Here is a 17,268-nt window from a genome sequence, read left to right as displayed (position 1 = left end):
GTAGCGCGCGATTATCTAGTAGCCCGCGAGACAACGCATCAGGGACAACGAAGTATTTGTAGCGAAACCCTGCGTTTTTAGGCATTAACGTCGCTTTTCATACATTCAGGTCTGTAAGAGGAAGGTCACAGGGCCATCATTGACCAGATGCACCTGCATATCCGCGCCAAAACGCCCTGACGCCACCTTGCCATGCAATTGTTGCGCTTGTAACAACAAGTGATCAAACAGCGCCGCTCCCAGGGCCGGCGGGGCCGCTGTGGAGAAGCTTGGCCGCAGCCCGCTTTTGGTGTCCGCCGCCAGCGTAAACTGCGACACCAGCAGCAAACCGCCGCCGATGTCCTTCAACGACAGGTTCATCTTGCCCTCGTCGTCGCTGAACACCCGGTAGTTGAGCAGCTTATGCAGCAGTTTATCGGCGCTCTCGGGGGTATCTGAAGGTTCGACGGCCACCAGCACCAGCAAACCCTGTTCAATCGCCCCGACGATTTCGCCGGCAACCTCGACCCGGGCGCCTCGCACCCGTTGCAACAGGCCCTTCATGCTTCTTCAGGCGGTAAATCAAGCAGGCGTCGTGCCATTTCGCCGGTTGCGCGTACCAGCGCATCGGTAATCCCAGGCTCGGACGCCGCATGGCCCGCTTCGCGGATCACCTGCAGTTCGCTGTTCGGCCAGGCCTGATGCAGCTCCCAGGCGTTATCCAGCGTACAGATCATATCGTAGCGGCCATGGATGATGACGCCAGGCAGATGGGCGATCTTGTGCATGTCGCGAATCAGCTGGTTGGGCTCCAGGAACGAGTTGTTGGTGAAGTAATGGCATTCGATGCGGGCAATGGACAAGGCACGCTGCGGCTCGGAGAAGCGCTCGACATGCTGCGGGCTCGGGCACAGGCCGAGCATGCGCCCTTCCCAGCCGGACCAGGCCTTGGCCGCGTGCATCTGGGCGATCTGGTCGTTGCCGGTCAGGCGCTTGTGGTAGGCCGCGATCATGTCGTGACGCTCATCGACAGGAATCGGCGCGAGGTAGTCCTGCCAGTAGTCCGGGAACAGGCGGCTCGCACCGGCCTGGTAGAACCATTCGATGTCCTGTGGGCGTGCGAGGAAAATGCCGCGCACGATCAGGCCATGCACGCGCTCGGGATGGGTTTGCGCGTAGGCCAGGGACAGCGTCGAACCCCAGGAGCCACCGAACAGCACCCATTTGTCGATGCCCAGGTGCTCGCGGATGCGCTCAAGGTCAGCGACCAGGTCCCAGGTGGTGTTGTTTTCCAGACTGGCGCGGGGCGTGGAGCGCCCGCAGCCACGCTGGTCGAAGGTAACGATGCGGTACAGGTTGGGATCGAAGTAGCACCGGCTCTGGGCATCGCAACCGGAGCCTGGGCCGCCATGGATGAAAACCACGGGCAGCCCTTCGGGGGAGCCGCTTTCATCGACGTACAGGGTGTGAACATCATCGACTGCCAGATCGTGCCGGGCATAGGGTTTGATCTGCGGGTACCAAGTCTGCATTGCGCGCTCCGTAGGGTGTCGGGTTCATCCCTGGGGGGACGTCTATTATTTTTGCCGTCTGGCATCATAAACCCGAATTGTGCAATGAGCATGCCCTTGAGCGCTTGTACCGGTGTCAGCCATTATCGATAGCGGGTTTGCCCCCATGCCAGCAAAGCTTGCAGCAATTGTTTGAGCACCACCTGGGTCGGCTCGGCCAGGTCGGGGCGATAGCGGAACGGCTCGACCTCCTCCATATAGGTGCTCTGGCACAACTCCAACTGCACCGCATGAATATCCTGCGCCGGGTCGCCGTAGTGCCGGGTGATATGGCCACCCTTGAAGCGCCCGTTCAGCACATGGGTGTATTGCGGGTGATTGGCGCAGATGGCTTCGAGCTGGCTGGCCAGTTGCGGATCGCACGCGGCGCCGTTGAAGGTGCCGAGGTTGAAGTCCGGCAATTTGCCGTCGAACAGGTGCGGGATCACCGAGCGGATCGAATGCGCATCGAACAGCAGCGCATAGCCGAACTCGGCCTTGAGGCGGGCGAGTTCCTCTTGCAGCGTGCGGTGATACGGGCCCCAGATTTTTTGCAGATAGGTAGCGCGCTCGGTCTCGGAGGGTGTCTGTCCGTCGCGGAACAACGGCACGCCATCGAACAGCGTCTCCGGATACAAGCCGGTGGTAGCGCCGGCGTAGAGCGGCTTGTTATCGGACGGCCGGTTCAAGTCGATGACGAACCGCGAATACTCGGCCGACAAGGTGCTGGCGCCCAGTTCATCGGCAAAGTCATACAGCGTGGGGATGTGCCAGTCGGTGTCCGGCAGGCTTTGCGCTTCGGGGATCAGCCCGGCCTCGACTGCTGGCGTAAGCCGCAGGCCCGCGTGGGGCATGCTGATCAGCAGCGGCGTGTTGCCTTGTTTGAAGGTCAGAACTTTATCCACAACGCGACTCCTTACACAGTGACGTCGACGCCATGGCGTACGACGCGTTTATCCAATTCGCCACCCAGCCAATAGGCCAGGTCGGCGGGGCGATCGATCTGCCAGGCGACAAAATCCGCGACCTTGCCCACTTCCAGGGAACCATGGGTATCGCCCATGCCCAGCGCGGTGGCCGCATGCTGTGTGGCGCCGGCCAGGGCTTCTTCCGGGGTCATGCGGAACAGGGTGCAGGCCATGTTCAGCATCAGGCGCACCGACAGTGCCGGTGAGGTGCCGGGGTTGAGGTCGCTGGCAATGGCAATCTTCACGCCGTGCTTGCGCAAAGCCTCCATGGGCGGCAACTGGGTTTCACGCAGGAAGTAGAACGCGCCCGGCAACAACACGGCGACCGTGCCGGCAGCAGCCATGGCGATGGCATCCTCTTCGGTCATGAATTCCAGGTGATCCGCCGACAACGCCTGATAGCGCGCTGCCAGGCTGGAGCCGTGCAGGGAAGACAATTGCTCGGCGTGCAATTTCACCGGCAGGCCGAGTTGCTGGGCCACTTTGAACACACGTTCCACCTGCTCGGTGGAAAACGCCAGGTATTCACAGAAGGCATCTACCGCGTCCACCAGCCCTTCGGCCGCCAGGGCCGGCAGCATGTCGTTGCAGATGTGCTCGATGTAGTCATCGGCGCGGTCTTTGTATTCCGGCGGCAACGCGTGGGCCGCCAGGCAGGTGGCGCGCACGCTCACCGGCAGCGCTTGCCCAAGGCGTCGCGCCACACGCAGCATCTTGCGTTCGTTGGCCAGGTCCAGGCCGTAACCGGACTTGATCTCCACCGTGGTCACACCGTCGCGCAACAGACTGCGCAGGCGTTTTTCCGCGCTGACGAATAACTCATCTTCCGTCGCCGCACGAGTAGCGCGCACGGTGCTGGCGATACCGCCGCCCTTGGCCGCGATGTCCGCATAGCTGACACCTTCGAGGCGTTGCTCGAATTCGCCGCTGCGGTTACCGCCAAACACCGTGTGGGTGTGGCAGTCGATCAGCCCGGGGGTGACCCACGCGCCTTGCAGGTCATGGACCTGGGCGTAATCCGCCGTCGGCACTTGGCTGCGCGGGCCGATCCACTCGATGAGCGAATGTGCGGTGACCATGGCGGCGTCCTCGATGATCGAGTATTTGCCATGAGCCATGGTCGCGATGTGGCAGTGTTGCCAAAGGGTTTTCATCAACGCCTCCCTCAGTTATCGATGAGACATTCTTATGAGGAGAAGATCGTTCCCACGCTCTGCGTGGGAATGCATCCTGTGACGCTTCGCGTCACCACTCTAAAAGCGGACGCAGAGCGTCCAGGGCGGCATTCCCACGCAGAGCGCGGGAACGATCGGTGGGTTACAGGCTCGGCAGCAACTTGGCCGGCACCAGTTCATTCAGGCAGCGGCTGGCAAGCAGTTCGCTGGCGGCGGTGATGTCCGGGGCGAAGAAACGGTCCTTGTCATAGAACGCCACTTTGTCACGCAACAGGCCACGGGCTTTTTCCAGTGCTGGCGAGGTTTTCAAGCCGTCGCGCAGATCCAGGCCCTGGCAGGCGGCCAGCCACTCGACAGCCAGAATGCCACGGGTGTTTTCGGCCATTTCCCACAGGCGCTTGCCCGCAGCCGGGGCCATGGACACGTGGTCTTCCTGGTTGGCCGACGTCGGCAGGCTGTCGACGCTATGGGGATGGGCCAGCGCCTTGTTTTCGCTGGCGAGGGCCGCAGCCGTGACCTGGGCGATCATGAAACCGGAGTTGACCCCGCCATTGCCCACCAGGAACGGCGGCAATTGCGACATGTGCTTGTCCATCATCAACGAGGTACGGCGCTCACTGAGGGAGCCGATTTCGGCGATGGCCAGGGCCATATTGTCAGCGGCCATGGCCACCGGCTCGGCGTGAAAGTTACCGCCGGAAATCACATCGCCTTCTGCGGCAAACACCAGCGGGTTATCCGACACGGCGTTGGCTTCAACGACCAACACGTCGGCAGCCTGGCGGAACTGGGTCAGGCAGGCGCCCATCACTTGTGGCTGGCAACGCAGGGAATACGGGTCTTGCACCTTGTCGCAGTTCTGGTGCGACTGGGACACCTGGCTGCTTTCGCCGAGCAGGTCACGATAGGCCGCCGCCGAATCGATCTGCCCACGTTGGCCGCGCGCGGCATGAATGCGCGCGTCGAAGGGTGAGCGCGAGCCGAGCACCGCTTCCACGGTCAGGCCGCCACAGACCAGCGCGCCGGCGAACAGGTCTTCGCCCTCGAACAGGCCGCGCAAGGCGTAGGCGGTGGACACCTGGGTACCATTGAGCAGGGCCAGGCCTTCTTTGGCGGCGAGGGTCAGCGGCGTGAGGCCGGCGATTTTCAATGCCTCGGTGGCCGAAAGCCACTCGCCCTGGTAACGCGCCTTGCCTTCGCCGAGCAGCACCAGGGACATATGGGCCAGCGGCGCCAGGTCACCGGATGCACCGACCGAGCCCTTGAGCGGAATATGCGGGTAAACCTCGGCGTTGATCAGTGCGATCAGCGCGTCGATCACCTGTCGACGAATCCCGGAAAACCCACGGCTCAGGCTGTTGACCTTGAGCACCATGACCAGCCGCACCAGCGCATCGCTGATCGGCTCACCCACGCCGGCGGCATGGGACAGCACCAGGGAACGCTGGAGGTTTTCCAGGTCTTCGCTGGCGATGCGGGTCGAGGCCAGCAGGCCGAAACCGGTGTTGATGCCATAGGCGGTGCGGTTCTCGGCGAGAATCTGCTCCACACAGGCCACACTGGCGTCGATCTGCGCCGTGGCGCTGTCATCCAGGCTGAGGGTTACCGGCTGCTGGTAGATGGCCCGCAGTTGGGCGAGGCTCAGTTGGCCTGGAATCAGGTTTAGCGCAGTCACATTCGTTCTCCTTGTGAATTGTTCTTCTTGAATAGGTGTTCAGTGCACATTCGGTAATGCAGTGTGTTTGAGCAGGTGGGCGGCCGCCGCGATGTCCGGCGCCAGCCAGCGGTCCTCTTCGTAGGCCGGTACGACTTCGCGCAGCAAGCGCCAGGCGCGGTCGGTGCCGGCGCCGAAGCGCTGGTCCTTGAGGAACTCGAACGCCTGGGCCGCCAGCAGGTATTCGATGGCCAGAATCTGGGTAACGTTGGCCAGTAGCTGATGCAGCTTGAGCGCGGCGTTGGTGCCCATGCTCAAGTGGTCTTCCTGCAGGCCCGAGGTGACAAAGTTGTCGAGCACCGCCGGTTGCGCCAACTGGCGGTTTTGCCCGCACAAGGAAGCGGCGACGTACTGCACGATCATCATTCCGGAGTTGACCCCCGGTTTGCTCACCAGGAATGCCGGCAGGCCGCTGACGTGCGGGTTGATCAGGCGGTCCAGGCGGCGTTCGGCCACCGAGCCGATTTCGGCCATGGCGATGGCGAGCATGTCGGCGGCCAGCGCCACGGACTGCCCGTGGGGGTTGGCCTGGGACACCACGCGGTAGTTGTCCGGCGTACCGAGCAGCAGCGGGTTATCCGTGGCGCTGTTGAGTTCGGTCTCGATCTGGCGGGTCGCGTGCTCCACTTGATCGCGCGCCGCGCCGTGGATTTGCGGGATCGAGCGCAGGCTCAAGGCGTCCTGGGTACGAATGCCCCGGCTGCTGGCGATCACTTCACTGCCGTCGAGCAAGGCGCGCAGATGGCGGCCGACGTACTGCATGCCCGGGTGCGGCTTGAGGGCGATGATTGCTTCGTCGAACGCGTCGATCTGGCCGCGCTGGGCTTCGAAGCTCATGGCGCCGATCACGTCGGCCCATTCCAGCAAGTGATGCGCATCGGCCAGGGCCAGGCAGCTCAGGCCGGTCATGCACGGCGTACCGTTGACCAGGCACAACCCATCCTTGGCGCCGAGCACCACCGGCTGCAAACCTTCGGCTGCCAGCGCTGCTTGCGCGGTCACCACCTGGCCGCGATAGCTGACGTTGCCGACCCCGAGCAGCGCCACGCCGACATGGGCCATGTGGGTCAGGTAACCGACCGAACCCTGGGACGGCACCTGCGGCGTGATGCCGTGGTTGAGCAGCGCCAGCAGCGCATGCACCACCTGCGGGTGCAGGCCGGACTTGCCCTGGCTGTAGTTGATGATGGCGGCGCAGATGATCGCGCGGGTCTGCTCATCGCTCAGTACCGGACCGACACCACAGGCGTGGCTGAGCAAGGTGTTGCGCGACAGCTGGCTCAGTTGCTCGCCCTCAAGCGAAACATTGCACAGCGCGCCCAGGCCGGTGTTCACCCCATAGGCGCGTTCGCCGCTGGCGACGATGCGCTGCACGATGGCCTGGGCATTGTCGATACGCGCCCAGGCGTGGCCCGAGAGTTCGAGCACGGCGCCGTGGCGGGCGACGGCGACGACGTCCTGCCAGCGCATTGGGGCGTCGGCGAGGGTGATTTTTGTTGCCTGGGACATTTTCAGCCTCTTAAGTTGATCGTTCCCACGCTCTGCGTGGGAATGCCGCCTGGGACGCTCCGCGTCCCGCTGTCAGGGAGTGACGCAGAGCGTCACGGGATGCATTCCCACGCGGAGCGTGGGAATGATCAGTCAGACCACCGCCGCCCGCCGCTGAACGAACCGGTCCACATACTCATCCGCCGGCGAATGCAGGATCTCCCTGGGCGTGCCGACCTGAATCAGCTTGCCATCCTTGAGGATCGCAATGCGGTTGCCGATGCGCACCGCTTCGTCGAGGTCGTGGGTGATAAATACGATGGTCTTGTGCAGGGTCTTTTGCAGCTCGAGCAACTGGTCCTGCATCTCGGCGCGGATCAGCGGGTCGAGGGCGCTGAAGGCCTCGTCCATCAGGATGATGTCGGTGTCAGCCGCCAGGGCGCGGGCCAGGCCGACACGTTGACGCATGCCGCCAGAGAGCTGGTGCGGGTATTTGTTTTCATAGCCCTTGAGGCCCACGGTTTCGATCCAGTGCAGGGCGCGTTCGGCACACACCTGCTTGGTTTCGCCGCGCACTTTCAAGCCATAGGCAACATTGTCGAGCACGCTCTTGTGGGGCAACAAGCCGAAGCTCTGGAACACCATGCTGATCTTGTGGCGACGGAATTGGCGCAAGGCCTCCATGTCCAGTTGCAGAATGTCTTCACCGTCGACCAGGATCGCGCCGCTGGTGGGGTCGATCAGGCGATTGAAGTGACGCACCAGGGTGGATTTGCCGGAGCCCGACAGGCCCATAATCACAAAGATCTCACCGGTGCCGATGCTCAGGGACAGGTCGTTCACACCCACCACGCAACCGGTCTCGGCCAGCACCTGATCCTTGGTCTTGCCCTGGCCAATCAGCGCCAGCGCTTCTTTGGAGCGGTTGCCGAAGATCTTGAAGACGTTCTTGACTTCGATTTTGCTGACAGTAGTCATTTGCTCGCCTCATGCCGTGGACGACCATAGGCCTGGGTAATGCGGTCGATGACCACGGCGAGAATCACGATCGCCAGCCCGGCTTCGAGGCCTCGGCCGACGTTGAGGGTCTGGATGCCGACGAGTACGTCTTCACCCAAGCCACGGGCGCCGATCATCGAGGCGATCACCACCATCGACAACGCCATCATGGTGGTCTGGTTGATGCCCGCCATGATGCTCGGCAGCGCCAGCGGCAGTTGCACGCCGAACAGCTGCTGCCAGCGGTTGGCGCCAAAGGCGTTGATAGCCTCCATGACCTCGCCGTCGACCTGGCGGATACCCAGGTCTGTGAGGCGGATCAGCGGCGGCGCGGCGTATATGACCGTGGCGAAAATCGCCGGCACCTTGCCCAGGCCAAACAGCATCAGCACCGGGATCAGGTACACGAAGCTGGGCATGGTTTGCATGATGTCGAGCAACGGCATCAATACCGAACGCAAGCGATTGCTGCGCGCGGAAAGAATGCCCAAGGGGATGCCGATCAGCACCGAGATCACCGTGGCGACCATCATCAGCGCCAGGGTCTGCATCAGTTTGTCCCACAGGCCGACCGCGCCGACGAGGAACAACAAACCGACAATCACGGCCGTGGTCACCACCTTGCGCGTGGCGTGCCAGGCGATGACGCCGACGATGGCCAGCATCAGCCACCAAGGCGCTGCGCGCAGCAGGCTTTCCAGATTGACGATGGCCCATAGCAGGGTGTCGGAAATGTGCCGGAACACGTCGCCGTAGTTGGTGACCAGCGAATCCACCCAACCGTTGACCCAGTCGGCAATGGAAAACGTAAAACTCTCAGGAAACATAGCGTGCTCTCGATCCAGTGGGTTGAGGCCAGGCGCCCGGCTGCCCCTCAGGGTAGCCGGACACGCTTGACCTACAAGGCCGCGTCGATTTTCTTGGCGGCGTCTTCGCTCACCCAGGCGTGCCAGACTTCAGGATGTTCCTTGAGGAAAATTTTCGCCAGTTTCGGCGACTCGATCCGCTCTTTGGCCATGCGGCCCAGGTTCTGGTTCAGCAGGTCGATGGGCAGGTTGACCTTTTCCAGCACGGCCACCAGTTCCGGCGCTTGCTCGTGGAAGGCCTTGGACAGGCCGACCTTGATGCTCACGCTTTTATCCACGCCCGGTTTTTCTTCCAGCTTGACCAGATCCACCTGGCCCATCAGCGGCGTCGGCGACCAGTAGTAGAACAGGATCGGCTCGCCGCGCTTGTAGCTCGACAGCACCGCCGCATCCAGCGCCGGGCCAGTGCCGGGGCGAAAGTTGGTGTAGGTGCTTTCCAGGCCGTAGCTTTTGAGCATTTCACTGTTATCCAGCTCGCAGGTCCAGCCGGCCGGGCAGTTGTAGAAGCGTCCCTTGGAGGGCTCTTCCTGGTCCTTGAACACCGCAGCGTACTTGGCCAGGTCGGCAATGGTCTTGAGGTCCGGGGCCTTGGCTTCCAGCTTGCGCTTGGCGTCGCCTTCGATCACGTAGCGCGGCACGTACCAGCCTTCAATGGCGCCAACCACGGGCGCACCGACGCCAACGACTTTGCCGGCCTTCTCGGCCTTGTTCCAGACTTCGCTGCGGCCGACCCACTCTTCGGCAAACACCTGGATGTCGTTACTGCTCAGGGCGTTTTCCATGGTGATGGAGTTGCCCGGCAGGCTGTCGGTTTTGCAGTCGTAGCCTTTCTCCAGCACGGTTTGCAGGATGTCGGTGAGCAACATGCCGCTTTCCCAGTTCAGCCCGGCGAACTTCACCGGCTTGCCGGATTCGCACCAGCCGGCCGCCTGGGCGCCGGCGCTTGCCAGCAAGCCCGCAGAAAACAACGTGGTCAGCAGGGTCTTATGCATTTTCATTGTGTGACGCTCCCAATCATGAAATGGATTACGGCAGTCAAAAGGCATCCTGCCTTGTCCACGTCCCGTCAGGCCTGCGCCGCAGCGCGACCGATACCGCTTGTTTGCGTGGGTGCAACGCTGTCCTGCTCGACCGGCAGGATCAGTTGATCAGGCATCGTGCCGTGCCATTTTTTCGCGCACAGGTAATACAGGGCTGCCGGCAACACCAGGCCGATGATCCAGGAGATATCCACCCCACCCAGGGTTTCTACCAGCGGGCCGGTATAGAACTTGGTGGAAATGAACGGCAGCTGCACCAGCACACCGAATACATAAACGCTGATGCCCAAGGGGTTCCAACGCCCATAGCGACCTTTGGGGTCAGCCAGCGCCGGCACGTCATAACGCTCGCGGGTGATGCAGTAGTAATCCACCAGGTTGATCGCGCTCCAGGGCGTGAAGAACGCCAGCAGGAACAGGATGAACGACTTGAACGCCCCAAGGAACGAATGCTGGCCGAGCAGCGCGATCAGGGTGGCCGTGCCGACAATCGCCAGCACGAACAGCAGGCGCTGCAGGCGCGATACCCGCAGGTGGCCCTGGAAGCCGCTGATGATGGTCGCGATACACATGAAACTGCCGTAGGAGTTCAGCGTGGAAATCGTGACCTTGCCGAACGCGATACTGAAGTACAGCAACGCCGCCGCTGCACCGCTGCCGCTCAGGCCAACGATGTAAGCCACTTCGTGCCCGGCAAATTGCCCGTTGGCCATGGCGGCGGTAAAGACGCCGAGAACCATCGCCACCTGCGCGCCGATGACCGAGCCTGCGCCAGCCGCCAGGAAGGTTTTCACCGAGGAGGTGCTGCTCGGCAGGTAACGTGAGTAGTCCGCCACATAGGGCCCGAACGCGATCTGCCAGGACGCGGCCAGCGAAACCGCGAGCAGGAAGCTGCTCCAGCTGAAATGGCGGATCTGCAGCAATGCGCCGATGTCGGCCTGGCCCATCAAGCGGCTGAACAGGTAGACGAAGGCGATCACGCCAATGACGCTGGCGACGCGACCGATGAAGTGGATCACCCGGTAACCGAGCACCGTAACCAGCGCGATGACACTGGCGAAGATCAGGATGCCGACGCTGTCGCTGACCCCGAACAACTGGCCCAGCGCCTGCCCGGACAGCACCGTGCCGGTAGCCGTGAAGCCCAGGTACATCAGGCACACCAGCACGATCGGGATGGCCGCGCCATACACGCCGAACTGCACCCGGCTGGAAATCATCTGCGGCAGGCCGAGCTTGGGCCCTTGCGCCGCATGCAACGCCATCACCCCGCCGCCCAGCAGTTGGCCGATCAACAGACCGATCAACGACCAGAACACATCCCCGCCCAGCACCACGGCCAGGGCCCCGGTGACGATAGCCGTGATCTGCAGGTTAGCACCCAGCCACAGGGTGAACTGGCTCAATAGACGACCATGTCTTTCCGCTTCCGGGATGTAGTCGATCGAACGCCTTTCGATCAACGGGGTGGTGTCGTTTGCAGCCATGGGTGTTCAACCTCTGATGGATTGTTTTTATGTGCTACGCCAATCAACTGTGGGAGGGGGCTTGACCCCTCCCACACCTATTACTTGATCATCGGCAGGTTGAGGCCCTGTTCCTTTGCGCAATCGATCGCAATCTGATAACCCGCATCCGCGTGCCGCATCACCCCGGTAGCCGGGTCGTTATGCAGCACCCGCGCAATGCGCTCGGCCGCTTCGTCGGTGCCGTCACACACGATCACCATGCCCGAGTGCTGGGAAAAGCCCATGCCAACGCCGCCGCCGTGGTGCAAAGACACCCAGGTCGCGCCGCTCGCAGTGTTGAGCAAGGCGTTGAGCAGCGGCCAGTCGGACACAGCGTCGGAGCCATCCTGCATGGATTCGGTTTCACGGTTGGGGCTGGCCACCGAGCCGGAGTCGAGGTGATCACGACCGATTACGACAGGCGCGGACAACTCGCCGCTGCGCACCATCTCGTTGAACGCCAGGCCGAGCTTGGCGCGCTGGCCCAGGCCGACCCAGCAGATACGCGCCGGCAAGCCCTGGAAGCTGATGCGCTCGCGGGCCATGTCCAACCAGTTGTGCAGGTGGGCGTCGTCGGGGATCAGTTCTTTGACTTTGGCGTCGGTCTTGTAGATGTCTTGCGGGTCGCCCGACAGCGCGGCCCAGCGGAACGGGCCGATACCCCGGCAGAACAGCGGGCGAATGTAGGCCGGTACGAAGCCTGGGAAATCGAAGGCGTTTTCCACGCCTTCTTCCTGGGCCATCTGACGGATGTTATTACCGTAGTCGAAGGTCGGAATGCCTTGTTTCTGGAACTCGAGCATGGCTCTGACGTGCACCGCCATCGACTGTTTGGCGGCCTTGATCACAGCGGCAGGCTCGGTCTTGGCGCGGGCGCGGTATTCGTCCCAGGTCCAGCCGGCCGGCAGGTAGCCGTTGAGCGGGTCGTGGGCGCTGGTCTGGTCGGTGACCATGTCCGGGCGCACGCCACGCTTGACCAGCTCCGGCAGGATCTCTGCGGCGTTACCTAGCAGGGCAATGGAGATCGCCTTGCCTTCCTGGGTGTACTTGGCGATGCGCGCCAGGGCGTCGTCAAGGTCGGTGGCCTGCTCGTCGACATAGCGGCTGTTCAAGCGGAAATCGATGCTGACCTGCTGGCATTCGATGTTCAGCGAGCAAGCACCGGCCAGGGTCGCAGCCAAAGGTTGGGCACCGCCCATGCCGCCGAGGCCGGCGGTGAGGACCCAACGGCCTTTCAAGTTGCTGTCGTAATGCTGGCGACCGGCTTCGACGAAGGTTTCGTAAGTGCCCTGGACGATGCCCTGGCTGCCGATGTAGATCCAGCTGCCGGCAGTCATCTGGCCGTACATGGCCAGTCCCTTGGCATCCAGTTCATTGAAGTGTTCCCAACTGGCCCAGTGCGGCACCAGGTTGGAGTTGGCGATCAGTACGCGCGGGGCATTGCTGTGGGTCTTGAACACGCCGACCGGCTTGCCGGATTGCACCAGCAGGGTTTCGTCGTCGTTCAGATTCGTAAGGCTCTCGACAATCTGGTCGTAGCACTCCCAGTTGCGCGCGGCACGCCCGATACCGCCGTACACCACAAGCTCCTTGGGGTTCTCGGCCACTTGCGGGTCGAGGTTGTTCATCAGCATGCGCAGCGGCGCTTCAGTCAGCCAGCTTTTGGCGGTGAGCTTGTTACCGCGGGCAGCGCGGATTTCGACGTCACGGTATTTTGTAGGCCTTGCTTTCGAAAAATCGGTCACAGCTGGACTCCTCGGCATGATGCGCGAACATGGATGGTGCGAAGCAGAGTCTTACGCACACATCTTTACTTGTATGTACAAGCATATGCAATCAAGCGGCCAACTTTCAGAGCGAGGGTTTGGATTTTTTCCGAAAGGGCGTGGGAGCCTTGGAAATTAAGGCTTCGAGGCGTGATGAAATTTCTTACGAGGGAGTCTTACAGCGAGGGAGTTTCGTCAAGACAACGTGGCTTTGCGCCGTGCTGGGGCGTTAAGTAACAATTTGGTGCGGGGCTGTGGAAACAGATCCTAAGAGCAACACAAAACAAATGTGGGAGGGGGCTTGCTCCCGATAGCGGTGTGTCAGTCAAAGATATATTGACTGATCCACCGCTATCGGGAGCAAGCCCCCTCCCACATTTTTAACCGCGCTGGGTCAGTTCGATCAGGCAGCAGCGGCCACTGACCGAAATATCCAGCAAGCCGGTGTTACCGTCCACTTGCAGGCAATCGTGATGACCCAGCACATGGTCCAGCACCTTCACTTCATCCGCCACGCTGAACACCAGCACAGTGTGCGCCGAGCTGAAAAACCGCTGTACGCCATCCACCCACTGCAACCGCGCGTGATAACGCTGGGGCGAGTAGATCAGGTTGAAATCGCGGATCGGCCCGGTGATCAAGCGGCACGCCACCTGACTGTCACCCTTGAACGCGAACGGTTGCAGCGGTAACAAACCGCGCTGCTCCTCACCGTCCACGGTCAACACCATGCCCGCGCCCTTGATCACGGTGATCACGCGCTGGTAGCCAGCGAAGGTGGAAAAACCACCCGACTCGGCGATGTCTGCAATCGACAGGCGCCAGCCGAAACCATCGAGGCCGGTGCCTGCGTCACGGGTGATTTCTTCGGTGCTGCCGCCGCCATTCTTCCACGGCATGCGCACGTAGTCGGCAGCGCGCCAGACGTTGACTGAACTCATTTGCTGAAGCGTCCTTCAAGGCTGTGCCGCGAACCTGGGTGAATCAGGCGCGCGGCGGTGACCGGCTGGCGACCAGACCAGGTGCGTCGGCGGATCAACAGGCAGGGCTCGCTCGGCTCGATCTGCAACAGCTTGCACTCGGCAGCATCGGCGAGGATGGCTTCGACCACATGCTCGCCCTCCGTCAGCGGTGCGACCTGGTTGAGGTAGGCGTAGGGCGTTTGCTGGGTGAAATCCTGTTGCAAGTATTCCGGGGCAACCAGGGCGTTGACGAAACGGTCTTCGATCTGCACCGGAATGTCGTTTTCGAAATGCACGATCAACGAGTGAAACACCCGCCCGCCTTCGCGCATTTCCAGCGCGACGGCACGTTCCGAACCGGCCGCTTCTTCGCCCAGGGTGATGACCTGGCACGTATGCCGATGGCCGCGGGAGGCGATCTCATCGGCAATGTTGTGCACTTCAAACAGCGCCGACTGACTCTTGGGCTCGGCGACAAACGTACCGACGCCCTGCATGCGCACCAGCAAACCTTCGGCCGTGAGCTCGCGCAACGCGCGGTTGATGGTCATGCGGCTGAAGCCCAGTTGGCTGACCAGCTCGCTCTCCGACGGCACGCGGTAATGGGGCGGCCAGTTGCCGTTGAGGATCTGCTGGCTGATCATCTGTTTGACGCGGGCATACAAGGGCGCCGGACTTTCGTCCATGTGGGCAGCCAGCGGAGACTTGGCAGGCGGAGTCGGCACAGGGAATCCTTGCAGGGGGAAAAGATGCATAGATTGCCGGAGTTTACCGAGCAGGCAAACGTCTGTATATGTATATACAAATAAACACACGACCGGGGTGCCTTGATCATGTCCGCTTTCTTTGCCGAACGCGCGCTGCTGCCTGATGGCTGGGCCAATGATGTACGTCTTGAAGTCAGCGCCGATGGAGTGCTGACACAGGTTGAGGCCAATGCCAGCGCGGTGGGCGCCGAACGGCTAAGAGGTCCGGTATTGGCCGGCATGCCCAACCTGCATTCCCACGCTTTCCAGCGCGCCATGGCGGGGTTGGCGGAAGTGGCGGGTAACCCCAATGACAGCTTCTGGACCTGGCGTGACCTGATGTACCGCATGGTCGGCAAGATCAACCCGGAGCAGTTGAAGGTCATCGCCCGCCAGCTGTACATCGAGATGCTCAAGGCCGGCTACACCTCGGTGGCAGAGTTTCATTATGTGCATCACGACGTCAGTGGCCAGCCCTATGCCGACCGCACTGAGCTGTCGCGTCAGATCAGCCAGGCCGCCGCCAGCAGTGGCATCGGCTTGACGTTGGTGCCGGTGCTTTATACGCATTCGGGGTTCGGTGGCCAGGCGCCCAACGACGGCCAGCGCCGGTTTATCAACAGCACCGACAACTATCTGGATCTGCAGTCGCGCTTGCAGCCGATGCTCGCCGCGCAACCTACGCAGCAACTGGGCCTGTGTTTCCACTCCCTGCGTGCGGTCACGCCCGAGCAGATCAAGGACGTGCTGGCCGCCAGTGATCAGGTGTGCCCGGTGCACATCCACATTGCCGAACAGCAAAAAGAAGTCGACGACTGCCTGGCCTGGAGCGGCAAACGCCCGTTGCAGTGGCTGTACGACAACGTGGACGTCGACGAGCGCTGGTGCCTGGTGCACGCCACTCACGCCGATGCCGACGAAGTCGCGCGCATGGCCAGGAGCCGGGCGATTGCCGGTTTGTGCCTGACCACCGAAGCCAACCTGGGCGACGGGATTTTTCCGGCGGTGGATTTTCTGGCCCAGGGCGGGCGCATGGGCATCGGGTCCGACAGCCATGTGTCACTGAGCGTGGTGGAAGAATTGCGTTGGTTGGAATACGGCCAGCGCCTGCGCGATCAACGGCGCAATCGCTTGTATCGCAATGACCAGCCGATGGTCGGGCGCACGCTGTTCGATGCCGCATTGGACGGCGGCGCCCAGGCATTGGGCCAGCCGATTGGTGGATTGGAGGTGGGCAAGCGCGCCGATTGGATCGTGCTGGACGGCAACGACCCTTACCTGGTGACAGCGACAGGGGACGGCATTCTGAATCGCTGGCTGTTCGCTGGCGGTGATCGACAAGTGCGGGATGTGCTGGTCAACGGCCAGTGGGTGGTGCGGGATGGGCATCATGCCGGCGAGGAAGAAAGCAGCCGGGCATTCACTCAAGTCTTGAGAAACTTACTCGGTTAAAAAATGTGGGAGGGGGCTTGCTCCCGATGGCGATGTATCAGTATCAGATGCGCTGATTGACACACTGCTATCGGGGGCAAGCCCCCTCCCACATTTTTACTGCGAGGTTTTCGCCATCTGCTTGTCGGACGTGCGCCAGATCAAACGCGTGGTGTCATACCCCTGCTGTCGTGCCCTGCTCAAGAGGTCTTCACGTGTATCGGCGCTTACCGTTGGCGTACGCGACAAAATCCACATGTAACGCCGGCTCGGGCTGCCGACGATGGCGGTCTTGTAGTCATCGCTGACATACAGCACCCAGTAATCGCCCTTGGCAACGCCCGGCAACAACGACGTAAACCAGTTATCGAATTCTACCCAGAGCTTGTCGGTCTTGCCCGGCACTTGCGGCGTGGCCGTGCCCTTGGCTTCCTGCCATTTCCACTCAGGCGTCAGGCAGCGATTGAACACCGACATGTCGCCATCCGGCAACAAGGTGTAGCGGGCTTCGGACTGCGCGCAGTTGCGCTGGAAGTACATCGGCAAGCGAGCCAACTCATACCAGGTGCCCTGGTAACGCTTGAGGTTGACGTTGCTCGCGGTCTTGGGTTGCAGATCATCGCCAGAATGGCTGGCGCAGCCCGCCAAAAACAGGCTGGCGCAAAGGAACACAACAAAACGCATCATTCTTCTTCTCCCGCAGGCTCGCGCCCCGGTTTACTTCAGGCCTTGCCCGGAAAACATCAGAACTTTGTCACCGGCGTACTGCACGCTGATAAAGCTGTTTTTATCGCCCCAGGTGCAGCTGGACATGCCCAGTGCGCCGGAACAATCGGTCGGCTTGCCCAGCAACGACTCTACCTCGGCCTTGGCCATGCCGGCCGACAGTTTCTGGTAGTTTTCTTGATTGACCTTGCTGCAGGCGGCTAACAGCACGCAAAAAGCCAGCAGGGCGAGACGGCGTAAAGACATGGAAAAGCTCCTGGAGAGACAAAGCAGCTGGGGTATCTGCCAGAAGCTTAGAAGGGAAAAGAGGTGTCTGGTTCCCGACGAGCGAAAACAAAAAAGCCCCGAAA

At 61.8% G+C, this 17,268-nt stretch carries 16 protein-coding genes; 1 reads left to right on the top strand and 15 read right to left on the bottom strand.

Going from position 1 to position 17,268, the window contains the following annotated elements; genetic code table 11:
- Positions 1–105: 105 nt before the first annotated feature.
- From dtd to hutC, 13 genes are all read right to left on the bottom strand, one after another.
- Positions 106–543 (bottom strand): D-aminoacyl-tRNA deacylase, encoded by a 438-nt coding sequence (gene dtd, locus C4J85_RS01850; RefSeq protein ID WP_124408859.1) that lies wholly within the window; start codon positions 541–543, stop codon positions 106–108.
- The gene (gene pip / locus C4J85_RS01845; RefSeq protein ID WP_124360887.1) at positions 540–1,511 is read right to left on the bottom strand and encodes a prolyl aminopeptidase; all 972 of its coding nucleotides are present in this window, start codon (positions 1,509–1,511) and stop codon (positions 540–542) included. The genes dtd and pip overlap by 4 nt, the downstream gene beginning before the upstream one ends.
- 122 nt (positions 1,512–1,633) lie before the next feature.
- Positions 1,634–2,434 carry an N-formylglutamate deformylase gene (gene hutG / locus C4J85_RS01840; RefSeq protein WP_124408858.1) on the bottom strand — a complete coding sequence of 267 codons (801 nt, stop codon included), beginning with the start codon at positions 2,432–2,434 and terminating at the stop codon, positions 1,634–1,636.
- An 11-nt stretch (positions 2,435–2,445) separates the two neighbouring features.
- Complete coding sequence (gene hutI, locus C4J85_RS01835; RefSeq protein WP_124369280.1) at positions 2,446–3,651, bottom strand: imidazolonepropionase; 1,206 nt, start codon at positions 3,649–3,651, stop codon at positions 2,446–2,448.
- A gap of 163 nt (positions 3,652–3,814) precedes the next feature.
- Complete coding sequence (gene hutH / locus C4J85_RS01825) at positions 3,815–5,347, bottom strand: histidine ammonia-lyase (protein ID WP_124408857.1); 1,533 nt, start codon at positions 5,345–5,347, stop codon at positions 3,815–3,817.
- A 39-nt stretch (positions 5,348–5,386) separates the two neighbouring features.
- A complete protein-coding gene (gene hutH, locus C4J85_RS01820; RefSeq protein WP_124408856.1) occupies positions 5,387–6,895 on the bottom strand; it encodes a histidine ammonia-lyase in 1,509 nt (502 codons plus the stop codon).
- Between the two features lie 132 nt (positions 6,896–7,027).
- Positions 7,028–7,852 (bottom strand): glycine betaine/L-proline ABC transporter ATP-binding protein, encoded by an 825-nt coding sequence (locus tag C4J85_RS01815; protein ID WP_124360880.1) that lies wholly within the window; start codon positions 7,850–7,852, stop codon positions 7,028–7,030.
- The gene (locus tag C4J85_RS01810) at positions 7,849–8,700 is read right to left on the bottom strand and encodes a proline/glycine betaine ABC transporter permease (protein ID WP_124360879.1); all 852 of its coding nucleotides are present in this window, start codon (positions 8,698–8,700) and stop codon (positions 7,849–7,851) included. Before C4J85_RS01810 ends, C4J85_RS01815 begins: the two co-directional genes overlap by 4 nt.
- Positions 8,701–8,771: 71 nt before the next feature.
- A complete protein-coding gene (locus C4J85_RS01805; RefSeq protein ID WP_124365504.1) occupies positions 8,772–9,737 on the bottom strand; it encodes an ABC transporter substrate-binding protein in 966 nt (321 codons plus the stop codon).
- 68 nt (positions 9,738–9,805) lie between these two features.
- A complete protein-coding gene (locus C4J85_RS01800; RefSeq protein ID WP_124408855.1) occupies positions 9,806–11,266 on the bottom strand; it encodes a cytosine permease in 1,461 nt (486 codons plus the stop codon).
- A gap of 80 nt (positions 11,267–11,346) precedes the next feature.
- On the bottom strand, positions 11,347–13,050 hold the full coding sequence (gene hutU / locus C4J85_RS01795) for a urocanate hydratase (RefSeq protein ID WP_124406060.1): 1,704 nt from the start codon (positions 13,048–13,050) through the stop codon (positions 11,347–11,349).
- 383 nt (positions 13,051–13,433) lie between these two features.
- The gene (locus C4J85_RS01790) at positions 13,434–13,994 is read right to left on the bottom strand and encodes a HutD family protein (RefSeq protein WP_124365501.1); all 561 of its coding nucleotides are present in this window, start codon (positions 13,992–13,994) and stop codon (positions 13,434–13,436) included.
- Complete coding sequence (hutC, locus tag C4J85_RS01785) at positions 13,991–14,770, bottom strand: histidine utilization repressor (protein WP_177412738.1); 780 nt, start codon at positions 14,768–14,770, stop codon at positions 13,991–13,993. Before hutC ends, C4J85_RS01790 begins: the two co-directional genes overlap by 4 nt.
- A gap of 78 nt (positions 14,771–14,848) precedes the next feature.
- Here hutC and C4J85_RS01780 point away from each other — a divergent pair, with 78 nt between their 5' ends.
- Positions 14,849–16,213 (top strand): formimidoylglutamate deiminase, encoded by a 1,365-nt coding sequence (locus C4J85_RS01780; RefSeq protein WP_124408854.1) that lies wholly within the window; start codon positions 14,849–14,851, stop codon positions 16,211–16,213.
- 96 nt (positions 16,214–16,309) lie between these two features.
- Here C4J85_RS01780 and C4J85_RS01775 read toward each other — a convergent pair whose 3' ends face one another.
- On the bottom strand, positions 16,310–16,879 hold the full coding sequence (locus tag C4J85_RS01775; protein WP_124360872.1) for a lipocalin family protein: 570 nt from the start codon (positions 16,877–16,879) through the stop codon (positions 16,310–16,312).
- 30 nt (positions 16,880–16,909) lie between these two features.
- Positions 16,910–17,164 (bottom strand): lipoprotein, encoded by a 255-nt coding sequence (locus C4J85_RS01770; protein ID WP_033897714.1) that lies wholly within the window; start codon positions 17,162–17,164, stop codon positions 16,910–16,912.
- Positions 17,165–17,268 lie beyond the last annotated feature (104 nt).

The sequence above is a fragment of the Pseudomonas sp. R4-34-07 genome (assembly GCF_003852375.1).
Classification (GTDB): domain Bacteria; phylum Pseudomonadota; class Gammaproteobacteria; order Pseudomonadales; family Pseudomonadaceae; genus Aquipseudomonas.
Note: the sequence above shows the minus strand (reverse complement) of the source record. Positions and strands in the feature narration are given on the sequence as shown.